Here is a 14601-nt window from a genome sequence, read left to right as displayed (position 1 = left end):
GGGACTCCGGCCGAGTCAACCATTGCGTGGATTAAACGTTGGTAACAATCCGCGTCCTACGCCGTCTCAGCATGCCTCAGGCGTTGGCGACGAGCGCCTTGCGGCCGCTGTTCGCGATGCGGGTCTGCTTGAGCAACTCGGCGACCAGGAACGCAGCCTCGATCGCCTGCTCGGCGTTGAGGCGCGGGTCGCAGTAGGTGTGGTAGCGGTCGGAGAGGTCCATCTCGGTGATGGCGCGGGCGCCGCCGGTGCACTCGGTCACGTCCTTGCCGGTCATCTCGAGATGGATGCCGCCGGGCGTCGTGCTCTCGGCGGCGTGGACGGCGAAGAAGGTGCGGATCTCGCCCATGATGCGGTCGAAGGGCCGCGTCTTGTAGCTGTTGGCGGCCTTGATCGTATTGCCGTGCATCGGGTCGCACGACCAGACGATGTTGCGCCCTTCGCGCTTCACGGCGCGCACCAGCTTGGGCAACGCGTCGGCGGCCTTGTCGGAGCCGAAGCGGCAGATGAGCGTCAGGCGGCCGGGCTCGTCGTCCGGGTTCAGCACATCGATCAGGCGGATCAGGTCGTCGCCGGAGAGCGAAGGACCACACTTGAGGCCGATCGGATTCTTGATGCCGCGCGCGTATTCGATATGGGCGTGGTCGATCTGGCGCGTGCGGTCGCCGATCCAGACCATGTGGCCCGAGGTCGCGTACCAGTCGCCGGTGGTCGAATCGATGCGCGTCATGGCCTGTTCGAAGCCCAGCAGCAGCGCCTCGTGGCTGGTGTAGAAATCGGTCGTCCGCATTTCCGGGTGCGACTCCGGATCGATGCCGCAGGCGCGCATGAAGTCGAGCGCCTCGGTGATGCGGTTGGCGAGTTCCTCGTAGCGGCCGGCCTGCGGGCTGTCCTTGACGAAGCCCAGCATCCAGCGGTGCGCGTTCTCGAGGTTGGCGTAGCCGCCGGTGGCGAAGGCGCGGATGAGGTTCAGCGTCGCCGCCGACTGACGATAGGCCTGGAGCTGGCGCTCGGGATCGGGAATACGGGCTTCCGGCGTGAAGGCGATGTCGTTGACAATGTCGCCGCGATAGGACGGTAGCTCGACGCCGTTCTGCGCCTCCATGTCGGAAGAGCGTGGCTTGGCGAACTGGCCGGCGACGCGGCCGACCTTCACCACCGGCAAGGCGCCGGCGAAGGTCATCACCACCGCCATCTGCAGGAAGACGCGGAAGAAGTCGCGGATGTTGTCGGCGGAGTGCTCGGCGAAGCTCTCGGCGCAATCGCCGCCCTGGAGCAGGAACGACTCGCCGGCCGCGACGCTCGCCAGCGCCTTCTTCAGCTTGCGCGCCTCGCCGGCAAAGACCAGCGGCGGGAAGCCGGCCAACGTCGCCTCGACGGCGGCAAGTTTGGCGGCGTCCGGATATTTCGGCGCCTGCTCGATCGGCTTCTGCCGCCAGCTATCGGGGGTCCAACGCGAGGCCATGATGCGGTTCCATCAGCGAAATTTGGGCGGGTTATATACTGAACGCGCAACGGGATGCCAGTTCGGCACCCCTCCCCAAAATCGCTGCGCGATTTTGGCCCTCCCGCAAGGGGAGGGTTACGCGTTGGTTGACCCGCGCTCCCCTTGAACCCTCCCCTTGCGGGAGGGTCAAACCGCCGAAGGCGGTTTGGGGAGGGGTGCCGCCCTCTCCGCTTGCGCGATCGGCCTACTCCGCCGCCTCGCGGCGGATGCGTTCCGACGGCCGGCCCATGGTCACGATCTCTTCGGCGAGCGTCGGGTGGAGCGCGGTGGTGGCGTCGAAGTCAGCCTTGGTGGCGCCCATGCGGATCGCGATTGCAACAAGCTGGATCAGCTCCGACGCGCTCGGTCCGACGATGTGGCAGCCGACGATGCGGTCGGTGTCGCCGTCGACGATCAGCTTGATCAGCATGCGCTCGTCGCGGCCGGCGACGCGGTTGGGCAGCGGCTTGAAGTGCGAGCGATAGATGTCGAGCGAAGGATAGTGGGCGCGCGCCGCCTCCTCGGTCATGCCGACCGAGCCAACCTCCGGAGTTCCGAAGACGGCGACCGGCACGTTGTCGTAGTCGATGGCGGTCGGCTTGCCGCCGAAGACCGTGTCGACGAACGCCGAGCCTTCGCGGATCGCGATCGGCGTGAACTGCAGCCGGTTGGTGACATCGCCGACGGCGTAGATGTTGGCGACGTTGGTCCTGGAATACGCATCGACCGTGACGGCGCCCCAGCGGTCGATCGCGACGCCGGCGGCGTCGAGGCCGAAGCCGGTGGTGTTGGGCGTGCGGCCGACGGCGAGCAGGACGACGTCAACCGCGGTCTCCATGCCGGATTTGGTGACGGCGAGCAGCCCGTTCGCGGTCTTCTTTATCTCGGCCAGTTCCTCGCCGAGGCGGACGGTGATGCCGCGGCGCTCCAGCCCGGCGTGCAGCTCCTTGCGGACCTCGATGTCGAAGCCGCGCAGGATCTCGGTGCCGCGGTGGATGATCGTGGTGTCGGTGCCGAGCGCGACGAAGACCGAGGCGACCTCGACGGCGATATAACCGCCGCCGACGATCAGGACGCGCTTCGGCAGCTTGGGGAGGTGGAAGAATTCGTCCGAGGTGATGGCGAATTCGTTGCCGGGCATGCCGACGTCGCGGCGCGGCTTGCCGCCGGTGGCGATGAGGATGGTGCCGGCAGTGACGTCGCGATTCTCGGCGACGAGGTTGATCGTGTGCGCGTCCTTGAGGACGGCGCGCGTGTGCAGGATCTCGGCGCCGGCCTTCTCGAGGTTGCGGATGTACACGCTGGACAGCCACGAGACGTCGCCCTGGACGTTGGCGACCAGCGTCGGCCAGTCGAAGTGCAGGCCCTCGGCACGCCAGCCGAAGCCGACGGAATCCTCGAAGGCCTCGGCATAGTGCGAGGCGTGCACGAACAGCTTCTTCGGCACGCAGCCGCGCAGCACGCAGGTGCCGCCGACGCGATCCTGTTCGGCGACGGCGACGCGCTGGCCGAGTTCGGCCGCGCGCCGCGCCGCGCGCACGCCGGCCGAACCGGCCCCGATCACGAACAGGTCGTAGTCGTACGTGCGGGCCGGTACGGTCACGCCGCTGCCTCGCCTTAGAACTGGATGCCGGCGCTCTTTATCTCTTCGCGCGACTTGTCGAGCAGCTCGGCGCCGAGGCGATCCGACCAGTGGCTGACCGCGTCGAGAGTCTCGGCGTAGACCAGCGAGCCGACTTCGGCGAACTTCTGGCCGGCGGCAGTCTTGTAGAAGGCCGCGATCGTTTTCAGCTCGTCCTCGTCGAAGTGCTTGGCCCAGACGCGAGCGACGTCGTTGTCGAGATCGTTGCGGCGGGCGACGAGCTTCAGCGCGGCGGCTTCGACGGCCGTTGTGATTTCCTTGTGAAGGTCCGGGCGCAGGCGGATCAGGCGATCCTCGACCTGGCCGGCGAGCGTCGGCAGCACGTTGTCGAAGCCGCGCGAGGCCTTGGCGCTCTTCACGACATCGAGGGCGGCGGCGAGGTGCGAGGCGCTGATCTCCTGCGCCGAGGCGAACGACGGGGCAGCCAAAAGGGCAATGCCCACGAGGCCCGCGCGGACGAGATTAGCAAGGAATGACATGAGGGTTACGCTCCATATGGGAGTTGAAACTCAGGGGAACAGCCAGTCCACCCGGTCGCCGTCGGCGATGATGGCACTTGATGCGAGGCGAATGAAGAGGCCGTGCTCGACGACGCCCACGATCTGTTTCAAGGCCGCCGCCAGGGTATCGGGATCGGGGATCCGGCCAAAGGCCGCGTCGAGGATATGGTTTCCGCCATCGGTCACGTAAAGCCCGCCGCCCTTGGCCGGACGCGGCGTCAACGTCCCGGCGAGGCCCAGGCGCGCGGTCGCCCGCTCGATGGCGACGCGGGTTGCACCGAGCCCGAACGGCGCAACCTCGATCGGCAGCGCGAAGGCGCCCAGCACCTTCACGACCTTGGCGGCATCGGCGACGACGATCATCCGCTTTGCCGCGGAGGCGACGATCTTCTCGCGAAGCAACGCGCCGCCGCCGCCCTTGATCAGGCGCAGGCCGGGGCCAACCTCGTCGGCACCGTCGACGGCGAGATCGAGCATCGGGGTCTCGTCCAGCGTGGTCAGCGGCACGCCGACCGCGCGGGCCAGCGCTTCGGTCTGGCTCGATGTCGGCACGCCGACGACCTGCAGCCCCTCGGCCTTGATGCGCTGGGCGAGGCTCTGCACGAAATATTCCGCCGTCCGCCCGCTGCCGAGGCCGAGCTTCATGCCGGTCTTCACCTCGGCGGCGGCGATCTCGCCGGCCTTGCGGCGCGAGGCGTCGCCGGCGGGATTTTTCTCGACGCTCATCTGTCGAGCCCGCCCATCAGCATGTACTTGACCTCGACAAACTCCTCGACGCCGTAGTGGGAGCCTTCGCGGCCTAGGCCGGATTCCTTCATGCCGCCGAAGGGGGCAAGCTCGGTCGAGATGGCGCCGGAGTTGATGCCGATCATGCCGTATTCCAGCCCCTCGCCGACGCGCCAGACGCGGCCAAGATCGCGGGCGTAGAAATAGGCGGCGAGGCCGAACTCGGTATCGTTGGCAAGCCGGATCGCCTCCGCCTCCGTCTTGAAGCGATAGAGCGGGGCGACAGGCCCGAAGGTTTCCTCGTTCGTGATCAGCATGTCCTGCGACACGCCGGTCAGCACCGTCGGCTCGAAGAACGTGCCGCCGAGCTTGTGGCGATGGCCGCCGGCGGCAACCCTGGCGCCGCGGTCGACGGCGTCCTTGATGTGATGCTCGACCTTCTCGACCGCCGCCATGTTGATCAGCGGGCCCTGCATCACGCCCGGCTCGGTGCCGTTGCCGACCTTCAGCTTGTTCACGCCCTCGGTGAGCTTGGCGGCGAAGGCATCGTAGATGCCGTCCTGCACATAGATGCGGTTGGCGCAGATGCAGGTCTGGCCCATGTTGCGGAACTTGGAGAAGATCGCGCCCTCCACCGCCTCATCGACGTCGGCGTCGTCGAAGACGATGAAAGGCGCGTTGCCGCCGAGTTCCAGCGCCACCTTCTTCACCGTCGAGGCCGCCTGCCGCATGAGCAGCTTGCCAATCTCGGTCGAGCCGGTGAAGGCGATGCACTTGACCAGCGGCGACGACGTCAGCTCCTCGCCGATGGCCGACGCCTTGCCGGTAATGACGTTGAACACACCCGCCGGCACCCCTGCCCGCTCGGCCAGCACCGCCAGCGCCAGCGCGGTCAGCGGCGTCTCGCCGGCCGGCTTGCACACCACCGTGCAGCCCGCGGCGATCGCCGGGGCGCACTTGCGCGTGATCATGGCCGCCGGAAAATTCCACGGCGTGATCGCGCCGACCACGCCGATCGGCTGCTTGACCACGACGATGCGGGCGTCGTCGCGGTGGCTCTGGCTCACCTCGCCCTGGATACGCTTGGCCTCCTCGCCGTTGAACTCGACGAACGAGGCGGCGTAGTCGACCTCGCCCAGCGACTCGGCGAGCGGCTTGCCCTGCTCGGTGGTCATGATCAGGGCAATGTCTTCGCGGCTGGCGATGATCAGGTCGAACCAGGCGCGCAGAATCTTCGCCCGCGCCTTACCCGTCATTTTTGACCACGCGGGAAATGCTGCATCGGCGGCGGCGATGGCGTCTTTGGTTTCCGACGTGCCGAAATAGGGCACCTTGGCCACCAGTTTGCCCGTCGCCGGGTCGTTCACCGCCGTCGCCGGCGTGCCGATCCACCTGCCCCCGACGTAGCATTGCTCGCGCAGCAGGGACGGGTCGCGGAGCTCCATGGATTCCTCTGGCGATTGCTCGACGTTCGAGGCGGCTTGTTATACCCGCGGGGCGGCCAAGTCACCTACGCGACCGGCAGCTCCAGCGCCTTCACCGAGCGCGCGTTCTCCTCCTCCGTCGCCAGCAAAATCGGCCACAATGGGGCGAAGCCGTCGGCGGCCCCCAGGCGGCGGGGATCGGCGATCGACCGGCGCGGGATTGCGGCGATCGCCTCGACGTCCGCGGCGTCGTCCGGGATGGCCCGCAACGCCATCTCGATGCGATCGTCGAAGCGGGGCGCGATCGGCGGCGTAGTCGGAGAACATGGCGCGATTGGCGGCGATGAAATTCGCCGCCATCGGGATGCTGCGGTGGCCGGCGCCGGCGTAGCGCCACAGGTCGATGCCGCAGTTGCGCCCGAGCCAGGCCAGCGCGATCAGGCCCTGCAGCGCGAAGAGGGCGCGGTGCAGCGGGCGCGTTCCCGCCGCCTCTCCCGGCAGCCAGCCGCCCGGTTCGATCTGGCGGTGCAGGCGCAGCGGGGCGCGCGCGAGCACGCCCGCCAGTGCCGCCGTATCACCGCAGTACGCCGCCGCGCTGGCCACGGCGAGATCATGAAACACGCCGACGGCGTCCATCCGGCCGAACGCGCCGCCCCATTTTGCGAGCTGGGCGCGGACGGGCTCGAACCATGCCTTCAGGCCGGCGCTATCGGCTTCGGTAAGCATGCCACGCCGCTCAAGCAGCGTCAGCGCATCGCAGAGTGCCCAGACGTCGCGAAAGTCGACGACCCCCTCGGCGAGGTCCAGGCGCGGATTCACCCCGGCGCCCCCCCCGATGAGCCAGCGACGCGCAAGCGCTGCTGCGTGCTCGGCGTACACAACCTTCCGCGTGAACTCGGCTGCTATAGCGAGGACCGTGACCGAGTCGATCGCATTCCGCTGGCGGGTATGATCGTCACCGGCGACAGCGTCTGCGAGACCAGACGGAGCGGTCGCGAGGCGGTCCTCCGCCACCCTCACCAGAGCCATGGCGGCCGCCCTGCCCGGCGCGAGGTCTGCGAGGAATGGCTGGTAGCAGTTCAGCGCACTCTTCGCCCTGGCCGCCTCGATCAGCCGAGCGTCGAGACCGGCGCAATGGACGGCAATCCCGGCGTAGCGACCCACTTCCCGACCGCGGCCGGTCTCATCGACGTTTCTCGACGTTTCTGAAGCGAGCCTCGCGACCCAGCCGGCATACGCGTATTTGCCGGCGTCGCTGGCTGAGGGGTACTGCGCCTCCCACGGAGTCCGCGGCCACCTGTTCCAATCGCCGGGCAGGCCGATGCGTATCAGAAACTCAGCCTTGTTCATGTTGGCGTAGCGCAGCCGCTCGTCGAAGCGATCGCGCGCGTCGCGGCGAAAGATCACCTGTGGCTCTTCCACCGCCTTGATCGTGAAATCGGGGCGCAAGACAACGTGATTGTCAGTGAACCTCGCAATCGGCACCAGGAGGTAGCGGGCGTCGGGATTATTGGCGGCCGCCTCGAGTATCTCGCTGAATCCGGACCGGGTCAGGAAGCATTGGCCGTCCCACGGCATGACCCAGGTGGCACCCGTCTGGAATCCGTCTTCAATGGCCAGGTTGCGGGTGGCGTTGAGGTTGAACGCATACAAATTCTTCCAGCGATGAACCCACTCGAAAGCCAGCAATCCGAGGGCGCGCTTGCCCTGCGGAAACCTTCCCGACGCCGCCTCCATCGCGTTGAAAACGCCCGGCAGGCCGTCGGCGTCGAGAAATCGCCTGCCGTATTCGGCGAGATCGAACGGGATGTGCAGAAATTTCTGACCACGCTCGGTCAGCAGCCCGATGACTTCAGCCTCGCGGTCCGCATCGGCGATGCGATTGACGATCCAGCGCTTCTCGCAGCCGGGGAAATCCGGTTCGTGGTCGAGAATGAATCGGAGGCTGTTGGCAGTCTGCCGCGTGCCGTGGCGCGGCGGCAGATCGTTGCGAGGATGCGGTAGAGCGCGAACGTCTGGTCCATCTCGCGCCTACCATACAGACCGCCGTCGGCGGGCGACAACCCGGCGATTTCGCGATATGGGGACGGCGTTTTTGGCGATTTGAATCGAGGCGACCATGCTGACCGACCTGCTGCTCGCGATTGCGCACCACCTTCTCATCTTCTCCCTGTTCGGCATCCTGATCATGGAGATGGTCATGCTCAGACCGGACATGTCGCGCGCCACGCTCTTCCGCCTGGCGGGCATCGACGGCGCCTACGGCGTCATCGCGGTGCTGATTGTCATCGTCGGCCTTCAGCCGCGTGTACTACGGGCTGAAAGGACCGGAGTTCTATCTGCAGAACCCGGTGTTCTGGCTGAAGATCGCGGCGTTCGTGGCGGTCGGCCTCTTCTCTATCCTGCCGACGCTGCGCTTCATCCAGTGGCGGCGTGCGGCGGCGGCCGACCCGACCTTCATGCCCGATCGCGCGCTGGTGGTCGCGACCAAGCGGTTCGTCCACTACGAGGGCATCGCGTTCGCGCTGATCCCGATCTTCGCGGCCATGATGGCGCGCGGCGTCGGCCTGTGACGCGTCCCCACCATCGTCTTCGACCTCGACGGGCACGCTGGTCGATACCGCCCGCGATCTGGTGACGACGCTCAACGCGGTGCTGACCAGCGAAGGCATGACGCCGGTCTCGGTCGATACGCTGATCGGAATGGTGGGCAGCGGCGCGCGCGTGCTGCTGGAAGGTGCGTTCGCGGCCGAGGGGCGCGCGTTGACGCCGGAGAAACTCGACGGGCTGCTGCGCCTCTACATGACGATCTACGACGAGCACATTGCCGACACGAGCCGCCCCTACCCCGGCGCCGAGGCGATGCTCGACGCGTTCGCAGCGGACGGCTGGCGCCTCGCCGTGTGCACCAACAAGTACGAGGCGCCGGCGCGAAAACTCCTGACGCTGCTGGGGCTCGCCGATCGCTTCGCCGCCATCACCGGCCAGGACACCTTCGCCTTCCGCAAGCCCGACCCGCGCCACCTGACCGAGACGATCCGGCTCGCCGGCGGCGATCCCGCCGACGCGATAATGGTCGGCGACTCGGCCACCGACATCGACACGGCCAACGCTGCGGGCATTCCGGTGGTCGCGGTCACCTACGGCTACAGTCCGATCCCGGTCGCGAAGCTCGGCGCGACCCGCGTAGTCCCCGGGCTCGCGGAACTGGCCGCGGCGGTGGCCGATATTCGCCGGTAGGAAATGGTGGGCGCGACAGGGATTGAACCTGTGACCCCACCCGTGTGAACAGACGTGCCGGCCCGAAATGCACGATCTGTGCGCGTCTGTTCGCACCACGTTCGGTGCAGAATATGCGTTTCCGATCAGTCAGCGCAGTGCAACAGGTTCAAATGAACCTGCGAGCACACCTGTCGCTAAGTCACTGCCCGCACCTTTCCGAATTCGAGCGCTCCAGCGGCCTTGCGAAGGTAGTCGGGCGAGAACCGCGCATAGACGCGCTCGGTGACGCGGCTATCGGAGTGACCGAGATATTGCGCTATCTCCGCCATCGGCACTCCGTTCTCTGCCATCCACACCGCCGCAGTGTGGCGGAAGACGTGCGGTGTGACATCAGCGAGGTTCGCGCGTGTTGCAGCGGTCGCAATTCCCTTGCGTACCTTCTGCACGCGCTGGCCGGCCCATTCGATTACGTATGGTGTGCGGGCGCCCGTCTTCGCTTCCGACAGAACAGCGCGGGCCAGGTCATTCATAGGAACAACCGCGCGGCCTTTTCGCCGTGCCGTGACTTCATCGGCAGATAGATCGATCAAGCCACGCTCAAGGTCGCACCGCGCCCACGTCAATTCGAGCAATGCACTTGTCCCGCGCTGCCGTAGTGATGGCGAGCGCGATAAACGCCTTCACATGCGGCATGGTCGCAGCCGCGATCAGCCGTTCCGCTTCGTCGCGTGTCAGGTAGCGATTTTTCGGCTTGGGTTTCGAAGGCGCTCAATCTGCGGAACGTTTTCGATCAGCCGCGCCTTCATGGCCCAATTCAGAGCGGTGCGAAGGTGGCCTAGTTCCGTCCAAATAGTGCCGTCCTGAATTTCCGCTCCGCGCCGCTTAGCGGTGTACTTGCGACAATCGTCTACCGTGATCGACTCCGGTTCCATGTCGCCAAAATGCGCTAGCACGGCGCGAGCCTCGAAGCCCATTGCTTCCGCGATGCGCCGGCCTTCTGTTGCGTGGCGGAACCTCTCCCACACGTCGCGGACGGTGACGCGCTCCGGGCGATTTGCTTCCGCGACTATCCGGTCAAATTCCCGTCCTGCCTCGGCGTGGTCAGTCGCAAGAAGCTGACGGCGCGAGATACGTTGTCCGGCTTCGTAGGTGGCGATTGCAAATCCGCCTCTGAACTTCTGGAGCTTGTAGACGCGCACTCGAATTCCTCCACGGCAGCAAGCGAAACGCGCAACAACTTTCCGCCCAAGCGGAAGGCTTGCAGCTTGCCGCTAGAGATTAACCGCCGAACGTGCGCGGGGGAAACACTTCCAACGGGAGGCAATTTCTTCTGGAGTTAACACCATCGACCATTGCTCAACTAAAGCGCTGTTTTGCCCGCCTTTTTGTATTGTCGGGCTAGCACTCCGCCGCAGTGAACGCGATGAGAACTTAGGCAAAAACTGCCCCATTCGCCTTTTCGGACAAGGCGCGAGGGCGCCGCGCTTCATGTTGACGGCCGCATGTCCGGAATTGTGGATTTTATTCCTAGGCGCTAGAATCGCCGAATGGCAGAGCGAAGAGTCGGCCGCATCACACAACGGATGATCGACCGCAACCATCCGCATCAAGTTCAGGTGGTCCTCCAAGATATGCGAGGGCCATAATTATGAGCCGGTCCACGGGTTCGCCGAAGCCTTGCCGTCCTACTCACGGCATTTCGGTTCGTGGCATGTCGTCAACGATCAATGGGAAACTGCGCTTCGCCTTCGGCGATCCTGCCGACGCTGACAAATTCAGAGACCGCTTCGGCGGGCGACGGTTGACCCGTCCAAAAGATCAACGGGCGGTGGCGGGAGATTTCCTGCCGTGAGCGTTTCGACTATCGGCGAAGCGCTCAATGCTCATTTGGAAGGTGACGATCTACTGCCGCTCCGGAAAAGGCGACGGCATGAAAAAGCACCGCGAATGTGTAGGCTTGCGCGCCTGACCCTACGGGTCGCTCATAGGGATTTCCAAGATGTCTGACGATTGGAGTCGACCACCTCCGCCCGAGCACGGCGACAAGACGAATGTTAAAACGTTCGCAAGCGTTGGCCTCGCCCTCAGTGGATGGGAGTTAGTCGAAGCCCATCTATCCCTGTTGTTCTTTTATGCTGTCGGCGGCAGCACCGACGCCATGCGTCGCGCGTACGGTTCGGTTATCTCGTTTCAGGGGCGGCGAAGCATGGTCAAGGAAGCCGCTGTCGCATTCTTTTTGGCAAACCCAGACGAACAGCTAGCGAAGGATTTTTCCCAGTGTCTCACGGTGATGGATGCTGCCAGCCGGCGGCGAAATGATATCGCACACGGCATCGTTCAGCCGTACGTGAGACCGGGGACGGATGTCATCGACGGCTTCGCGCTGGTGCCGTCCTACGCCGCGACCAAGCACCGGAAAACAGACTGGTCCCCGGAATACTTTTATACCTCGACCCAGATCGACGCCTTCGCGGGGCGCTTCGACATGCTCGCCGGAACAACGCTTCAGATAGTCACGCGGATCATGGCCAAGGATCGAGCCAATGGGCGATGATGAAGGAAGCGCCGCAAACTCAGACAATCCTGTTTCTTCGTCGTACGAAAGCTACCTAAAGGCCAATCCTCACCTCAGGGAATTTTTGCCGTTCCTTGAACAACTGAACAAGGAGTCTCCGCGCGGCGCCGTGCTTATCTCAGCCGGCTATCTCGAAGAGCAACTTCGTCGGACGCTGTTGGCGTTCATGCGCGACGTACCGACAGCAGGCGAACTGACAGACGGCTCTAACGCGCCGCTCGGAACTCTCTCGGCCAGGATCGCAGCAGCGTTCGCACTTGGCCTGATCGATGATCGCGAACACCACGACCTGAATATTATTCGGAAAGTGCGCAACGAATTCGCGCATTCAATTCATGCGTCGTTTGACGATCAATCCATTTCGGATCGTTGCGCGAACCTTCTGTCGTCCGCGCACAACTACGGCACGGTGAAGATTGACGCCAACGGGCAATTCGTTACCGCTGCCACCGCGTTGATACTCAATCTCGTCAATCGGCCGCACTACGTGGGCCAGCAGCGACTTGAGGGAAAGCGTTGGACTATCTAGCGCCTCCGGATCGCGCTGCCGTTGCAACTCGACCGAACGCCACGCTCCAATCTGAAATCAACCCTCAGATTTTTTCGCGCCTGACTCCCTTAAACTTCGCGTTGTCGGCCTTCACGTCCATGAATTGGCCGGTCTCGCGCGACCGCTTCGTGAAGTGCGGCTCGGCGTCGGGAAGCGCGGTTTTCAATTGCGAGCGTTTGCGGACGGCGCCCTTTCGGGCGTTGTCGCCTACGGGCTTGTTCACGGCCATGTGGGTTCCCTTTCGATAGACATGGGCGAGCCCATAACGCGGAAGGAGCGCGAAGGTTGCGCTAAGGTTTTAGACGCCTCCGCTGCCGTCCCATCTGGCCAACGCATTAGACAGTTTGCGCAAGGACTCATTGGAAGCGTTGTCGCGCTGAAGGCTCAGCAGTGCGTCATGCAGGACAACCGCTTTTCGCCCATCGCGCCAGCCGGTGACGCCTCCTGCCTCGTTCTTTATCTCGGTCGATGCAGCGAGGTTGTTCACTGCACCGCGTAATTCGCCGAGCGACGCCGTAGCGATCTTTTTGCGAAAGGTAGCGAGTGCATCGTTGACAGCGGCGCGAAGGCGCACTCCTTCGCGGCGATCTTCCTCGTCAGCGTCGGTCACTAGGCGGTCCCCATCGGTTCGGCCGCAAAGAGACGACCCGGCAAAGGTTCCAGCATCGACTCCAACTGAGCGGTGTGCTGAGGGCAAAGCACGGTATCCCTGAGCATGTCCGAGGGGCGAATTTCCTCGAAGTTGAGCTTGGCCTTACCGCGATAGGCCAGCATGACCGTCCATCCGGCAGGCATCGGCTCTTTGGCGCCGGCATTGCTTGCGACCGAATGCGCGCAACCGCGCCACGCGCACTTACTCGGAAAGCGCGGCAAACTCGTCCGCACCCATGGTGGTGGTGAACATTTCAAACTCACGGTACCGCGCAGAGCGGCGTTCATGCCGGTTCATGTGCGCAGGAACTCCGCGATGTCGATCAGGTCGGCGTCATAGCGCGAGCCCAGCACGGCAAAATTGGTTTCCACATCGACCAGCATGTATTCGCCGGCATTGTCGAGACCGGCGCGCTTGCGCGATTTCGTTACCCTGTAGCCGGCCTTATCGGCGGCCCGGCGAACCGCACTCTCCGAATTCCACATTGTTCAAACTCCTAGAATACCCACCATAAAAAGACGGCCGCGCCGTCGCCTGTATCGTCGTGGTGGCACCGCTAGAGTCAAAGCAGCGGAAGTGACGCGTGCGCCGTCAAATTCGGACACGAGCCGAGCGCAGGAACGCGCCGTGGATTCGCTCGATGTCCGGAAATGTTTTTGATGTCCGAATTTGTGATTTGGACACGAGGGTCAAATTGGCGCGACCTGTCGTTGAAGCGGCGGCGGCTCTGACTTTCGCGTGACAGATTTTCAAGCAGCGATATGCGCTGCAAATTCGGACATGAGAGTCGGCAGGGTTGAGACCAGAGGCGACGCCTCCAGAAAGCTCCTAAAGTCCGGGCTTCAGCTTTAGTGTGCTCTCGTTGTGCGCGTCATTTCTGCAACTTTGGGTAATATACCCTTTGGTTCCATAGGGGGGGTTGTTTTCTGGCAAACGTATAAAGGCGCTGGCGTTCCGTCGCGTTCTGCAATCAACTTCGACTATTCTATTGCTTCAAAGCATCTTCGCAGCAGCGAGCGCCCGGCTTACTTGGCTGGCGGACCATGCACCGCCGCGTGGCGTCGGTATGCCCCGCGCGGTCAGTTCGCGAGCAATGCCCGAAAGTGAGGTTACGCCTGACTTTTTAAGCTCTTCAAGCGTCGGCCGAAGATCGTTTGCGCGAGCGGCCGTCCGCGCCGCCAGAGCGGCCTTGGATGCCTCGCGGGCCGCGTCGGTGGGGGGAACGCCACGATAGCCGCCTAGCGCCCTCCCACGGGCCTTGGCGGCGCCTAGCGCGGCCTTCGTACGTTCCGAAATGAGTCCCGCCTCAAGCTGGGCGACGTGCGCCATGACACCAATCATGAACTCGCCCGTTGCGCCTGCGATGTCGGGGAAAATCACAGAAGCGAAGGGGAACGCCGGCCTCGCGGAGCTTCGAGAGAAAGTCGGCATTGCGCGCCAGCCGGTCCAGCTTGGCGACCACAAGGGTAGCCTTGTGCAGACGCGCCAGCGCTACCGCCTTTGCCAGTTCAGGGCGCGCGCTCTTACGGCCGGACTCAACCTCAACGAATTCTTTGATCAGCCGCCAGTCACCGCCATTCAGAAATGCGGCGACGATCTGGCGTTGCGCCTCCAAACCGAGCCCGGAACGGCCCTGCTTATCGGTCGAAACCCGCAGATAGCTTACGAAATTTCCGGTATTTGCCATGGCTCTTGAGCAATCCTGACGACGACGGTTGTCAGGTTTGTAAGGAATAGCAGGCTGACGGTCAAGTAAGATGATTCCAGAAAAAATAGGTCCGATACAGGACTAATACAGTAGAAACCGCCCGGCAATTTGAACAC

General features: G+C 64.1%; 20 protein-coding genes and 1 pseudogene. 7 read left to right on the top strand and 14 right to left on the bottom strand.

The window, feature by feature from the left end; all coding sequences use genetic code 11:
* Nucleotides 1-76 precede the first annotated feature (76 nt).
* From WDM94_07360 to WDM94_07335, 6 genes are all read right to left on the bottom strand, one after another.
* On the bottom strand, nt 77-1465 hold the full coding sequence (locus WDM94_07360) for a 3-deoxy-7-phosphoheptulonate synthase class II (GenBank protein ID MEJ0012438.1): 1389 nt from the start codon (nt 1463-1465) through the stop codon (nt 77-79).
* A 226-nt stretch (nt 1466-1691) separates the two neighbouring features.
* Nucleotides 1692-3089, bottom strand: a complete 1398-nt coding sequence (gene gor, locus WDM94_07355; GenBank protein ID MEJ0012437.1) for a glutathione-disulfide reductase — start codon at nt 3087-3089, stop codon at nt 1692-1694.
* 14 nt (nt 3090-3103) lie between these two features.
* A complete protein-coding gene (locus WDM94_07350; protein ID MEJ0012436.1) occupies nt 3104-3607 on the bottom strand; it encodes a DUF2059 domain-containing protein in 504 nt (167 codons plus the stop codon).
* Between the two features lie 30 nt (nt 3608-3637).
* Nucleotides 3638-4354 carry a ribose-5-phosphate isomerase RpiA gene (rpiA, locus tag WDM94_07345; protein MEJ0012435.1) on the bottom strand — a complete coding sequence of 239 codons (717 nt, stop codon included), beginning with the start codon at nt 4352-4354 and terminating at the stop codon, nt 3638-3640.
* Nucleotides 4351-5799 (bottom strand): NAD-dependent succinate-semialdehyde dehydrogenase, encoded by a 1449-nt coding sequence (locus WDM94_07340; protein ID MEJ0012434.1) that lies wholly within the window; start codon nt 5797-5799, stop codon nt 4351-4353. The genes rpiA and WDM94_07340 overlap by 4 nt, the downstream gene beginning before the upstream one ends.
* Before the next feature lie 39 nt (nt 5800-5838).
* A complete protein-coding gene (locus WDM94_07335; GenBank protein ID MEJ0012433.1) occupies nt 5839-7431 on the bottom strand; it encodes an alginate lyase family protein in 1593 nt (530 codons plus the stop codon).
* Between the two features lie 12 nt (nt 7432-7443).
* Between WDM94_07335 and WDM94_07330 the strand changes: the two genes are divergently transcribed.
* The 4 genes and pseudogenes from WDM94_07330 to WDM94_07315 all read left to right on the top strand — a co-directional run bounded on the left by WDM94_07330 (nt 7444) and on the right by WDM94_07315 (nt 9018).
* Entirely contained in the window at nt 7444-7782 is a 339-nt protein-coding gene (locus WDM94_07330; GenBank protein ID MEJ0012432.1) for a hypothetical protein, read from the top strand.
* Nucleotides 7783-7897: 115 nt separating this feature from the next.
* Nucleotides 7898-8020: pseudogene (locus WDM94_07325) on the top strand (DUF2214 domain-containing protein).
* Nucleotides 8021-8060: 40 nt separating this feature from the next.
* Nucleotides 8061-8351 carry a DUF2214 family protein gene (locus tag WDM94_07320; GenBank protein MEJ0012431.1) on the top strand — a complete coding sequence of 97 codons (291 nt, stop codon included), beginning with the start codon at nt 8061-8063 and terminating at the stop codon, nt 8349-8351.
* A 61-nt stretch (nt 8352-8412) separates the two neighbouring features.
* A complete protein-coding gene (locus tag WDM94_07315; GenBank protein ID MEJ0012430.1) occupies nt 8413-9018 on the top strand; it encodes an HAD-IA family hydrolase in 606 nt (201 codons plus the stop codon).
* Between the two features lie 176 nt (nt 9019-9194).
* Here WDM94_07315 and WDM94_07310 read toward each other — a convergent pair whose 3' ends face one another.
* Nucleotides 9195-9632, bottom strand: a complete 438-nt coding sequence (locus WDM94_07310; GenBank protein ID MEJ0012429.1) for a site-specific integrase — start codon at nt 9630-9632, stop codon at nt 9195-9197.
* A gap of 99 nt (nt 9633-9731) precedes the next feature.
* Nucleotides 9732-10199 (bottom strand): hypothetical protein, encoded by a 468-nt coding sequence (locus WDM94_07305; protein ID MEJ0012428.1) that lies wholly within the window; start codon nt 10197-10199, stop codon nt 9732-9734.
* Nucleotides 10200-10711: 512 nt separating this feature from the next.
* On the opposite strand from WDM94_07305, the gene WDM94_07300 reads away from it, so the two are divergent.
* The 3 genes from WDM94_07300 (at nt 10712) to WDM94_07290 (ending at nt 12104) form a co-directional block, all read left to right on the top strand.
* Nucleotides 10712-10852 carry a hypothetical protein gene (locus WDM94_07300; protein MEJ0012427.1) on the top strand — a complete coding sequence of 47 codons (141 nt, stop codon included), beginning with the start codon at nt 10712-10714 and terminating at the stop codon, nt 10850-10852.
* A 147-nt stretch (nt 10853-10999) separates the two neighbouring features.
* On the top strand, nt 11000-11554 hold the full coding sequence (locus tag WDM94_07295) for a hypothetical protein (protein MEJ0012426.1): 555 nt from the start codon (nt 11000-11002) through the stop codon (nt 11552-11554).
* Entirely contained in the window at nt 11544-12104 is a 561-nt protein-coding gene (locus WDM94_07290) for an MltR family transcriptional regulator (protein ID MEJ0012425.1), read from the top strand. The genes WDM94_07295 and WDM94_07290 overlap by 11 nt, the downstream gene beginning before the upstream one ends.
* A gap of 64 nt (nt 12105-12168) precedes the next feature.
* On the opposite strand, the gene WDM94_07285 is transcribed toward WDM94_07290, so the two are convergent.
* The 6 genes from WDM94_07285 to WDM94_07260 form a co-directional block, all read right to left on the bottom strand.
* On the bottom strand, nt 12169-12354 hold the full coding sequence (locus WDM94_07285; protein MEJ0012424.1) for a hypothetical protein: 186 nt from the start codon (nt 12352-12354) through the stop codon (nt 12169-12171).
* Nucleotides 12355-12423: 69 nt separating this feature from the next.
* A complete protein-coding gene (locus WDM94_07280; GenBank protein MEJ0012423.1) occupies nt 12424-12735 on the bottom strand; it encodes a hypothetical protein in 312 nt (103 codons plus the stop codon).
* Nucleotides 12735-13064: a hypothetical protein gene (locus WDM94_07275; GenBank protein MEJ0012422.1), complete on the bottom strand. Its 330-nt coding sequence runs from the start codon at nt 13062-13064 to the stop codon at nt 12735-12737. Before WDM94_07275 ends, WDM94_07280 begins: the two co-directional genes overlap by 1 nt.
* 6 nt (nt 13065-13070) lie before the next feature.
* Nucleotides 13071-13262, bottom strand: coding sequence for a hypothetical protein (locus WDM94_07270; GenBank protein MEJ0012421.1), 192 nt, complete (start codon nt 13260-13262; stop codon nt 13071-13073).
* A gap of 508 nt (nt 13263-13770) precedes the next feature.
* Entirely contained in the window at nt 13771-14106 is a 336-nt protein-coding gene (locus WDM94_07265) for a recombinase family protein (protein MEJ0012420.1), read from the bottom strand.
* Nucleotides 14084-14464, bottom strand: a complete 381-nt coding sequence (locus tag WDM94_07260) for a recombinase family protein (GenBank protein MEJ0012419.1) — start codon at nt 14462-14464, stop codon at nt 14084-14086. The genes WDM94_07265 and WDM94_07260 overlap by 23 nt, the downstream gene beginning before the upstream one ends.
* Nucleotides 14465-14601: the final 137 nt, after the last annotated feature.

It is taken from the genome of Bauldia sp. (assembly GCA_037200845.1).
Taxonomy (GTDB): domain Bacteria; phylum Pseudomonadota; class Alphaproteobacteria; order Rhizobiales; family Kaistiaceae; genus DASZQY01.
Note: the sequence above shows the minus strand (reverse complement) of the source record. Positions and strands in the feature narration are given on the sequence as shown.

Bases quoted from the DNA above. Each gene is read 5' to 3' on its own strand.
- WDM94_07360 (MEJ0012438.1), bottom strand. From the start codon at position 1,465: ATGGCCTCGCGTTGGACCCCCGATAGCTGGCGGCAGAAGCCGATCGAG.
- WDM94_07265 (MEJ0012420.1), bottom strand. From the start codon at position 14,106: ATGGCGCACGTCGCCCAGCTTGAGGCGGGACTCATTTCGGAACGTACG.
- WDM94_07275 (MEJ0012422.1), bottom strand. From the start codon at position 13,064: ATGAACGCCGCTCTGCGCGGTACCGTGAGTTTGAAATGTTCACCACCA.
- WDM94_07285 (MEJ0012424.1), bottom strand. From the start codon at position 12,354: ATGGCCGTGAACAAGCCCGTAGGCGACAACGCCCGAAAGGGCGCCGTC.
- rpiA (MEJ0012435.1), bottom strand. From the start codon at position 4,354: ATGAGCGTCGAGAAAAATCCCGCCGGCGACGCCTCGCGCCGCAAGGCC.
- WDM94_07260 (MEJ0012419.1), bottom strand. From the start codon at position 14,464: ATGGCAAATACCGGAAATTTCGTAAGCTATCTGCGGGTTTCGACCGAT.
- WDM94_07270 (MEJ0012421.1), bottom strand. From the start codon at position 13,262: ATGTGGAATTCGGAGAGTGCGGTTCGCCGGGCCGCCGATAAGGCCGGC.
- WDM94_07300 (MEJ0012427.1), top strand. From the start codon at position 10,712: ATGTCGTCAACGATCAATGGGAAACTGCGCTTCGCCTTCGGCGATCCT.
- WDM94_07340 (MEJ0012434.1), bottom strand. From the start codon at position 5,799: ATGGAGCTCCGCGACCCGTCCCTGCTGCGCGAGCAATGCTACGTCGGG.
- WDM94_07295 (MEJ0012426.1), top strand. From the start codon at position 11,000: ATGTCTGACGATTGGAGTCGACCACCTCCGCCCGAGCACGGCGACAAG.
- WDM94_07330 (MEJ0012432.1), top strand. From the start codon at position 7,444: ATGAACCCACTCGAAAGCCAGCAATCCGAGGGCGCGCTTGCCCTGCGG.
- WDM94_07350 (MEJ0012436.1), bottom strand. From the start codon at position 3,607: ATGTCATTCCTTGCTAATCTCGTCCGCGCGGGCCTCGTGGGCATTGCC.
- WDM94_07290 (MEJ0012425.1), top strand. From the start codon at position 11,544: ATGGGCGATGATGAAGGAAGCGCCGCAAACTCAGACAATCCTGTTTCT.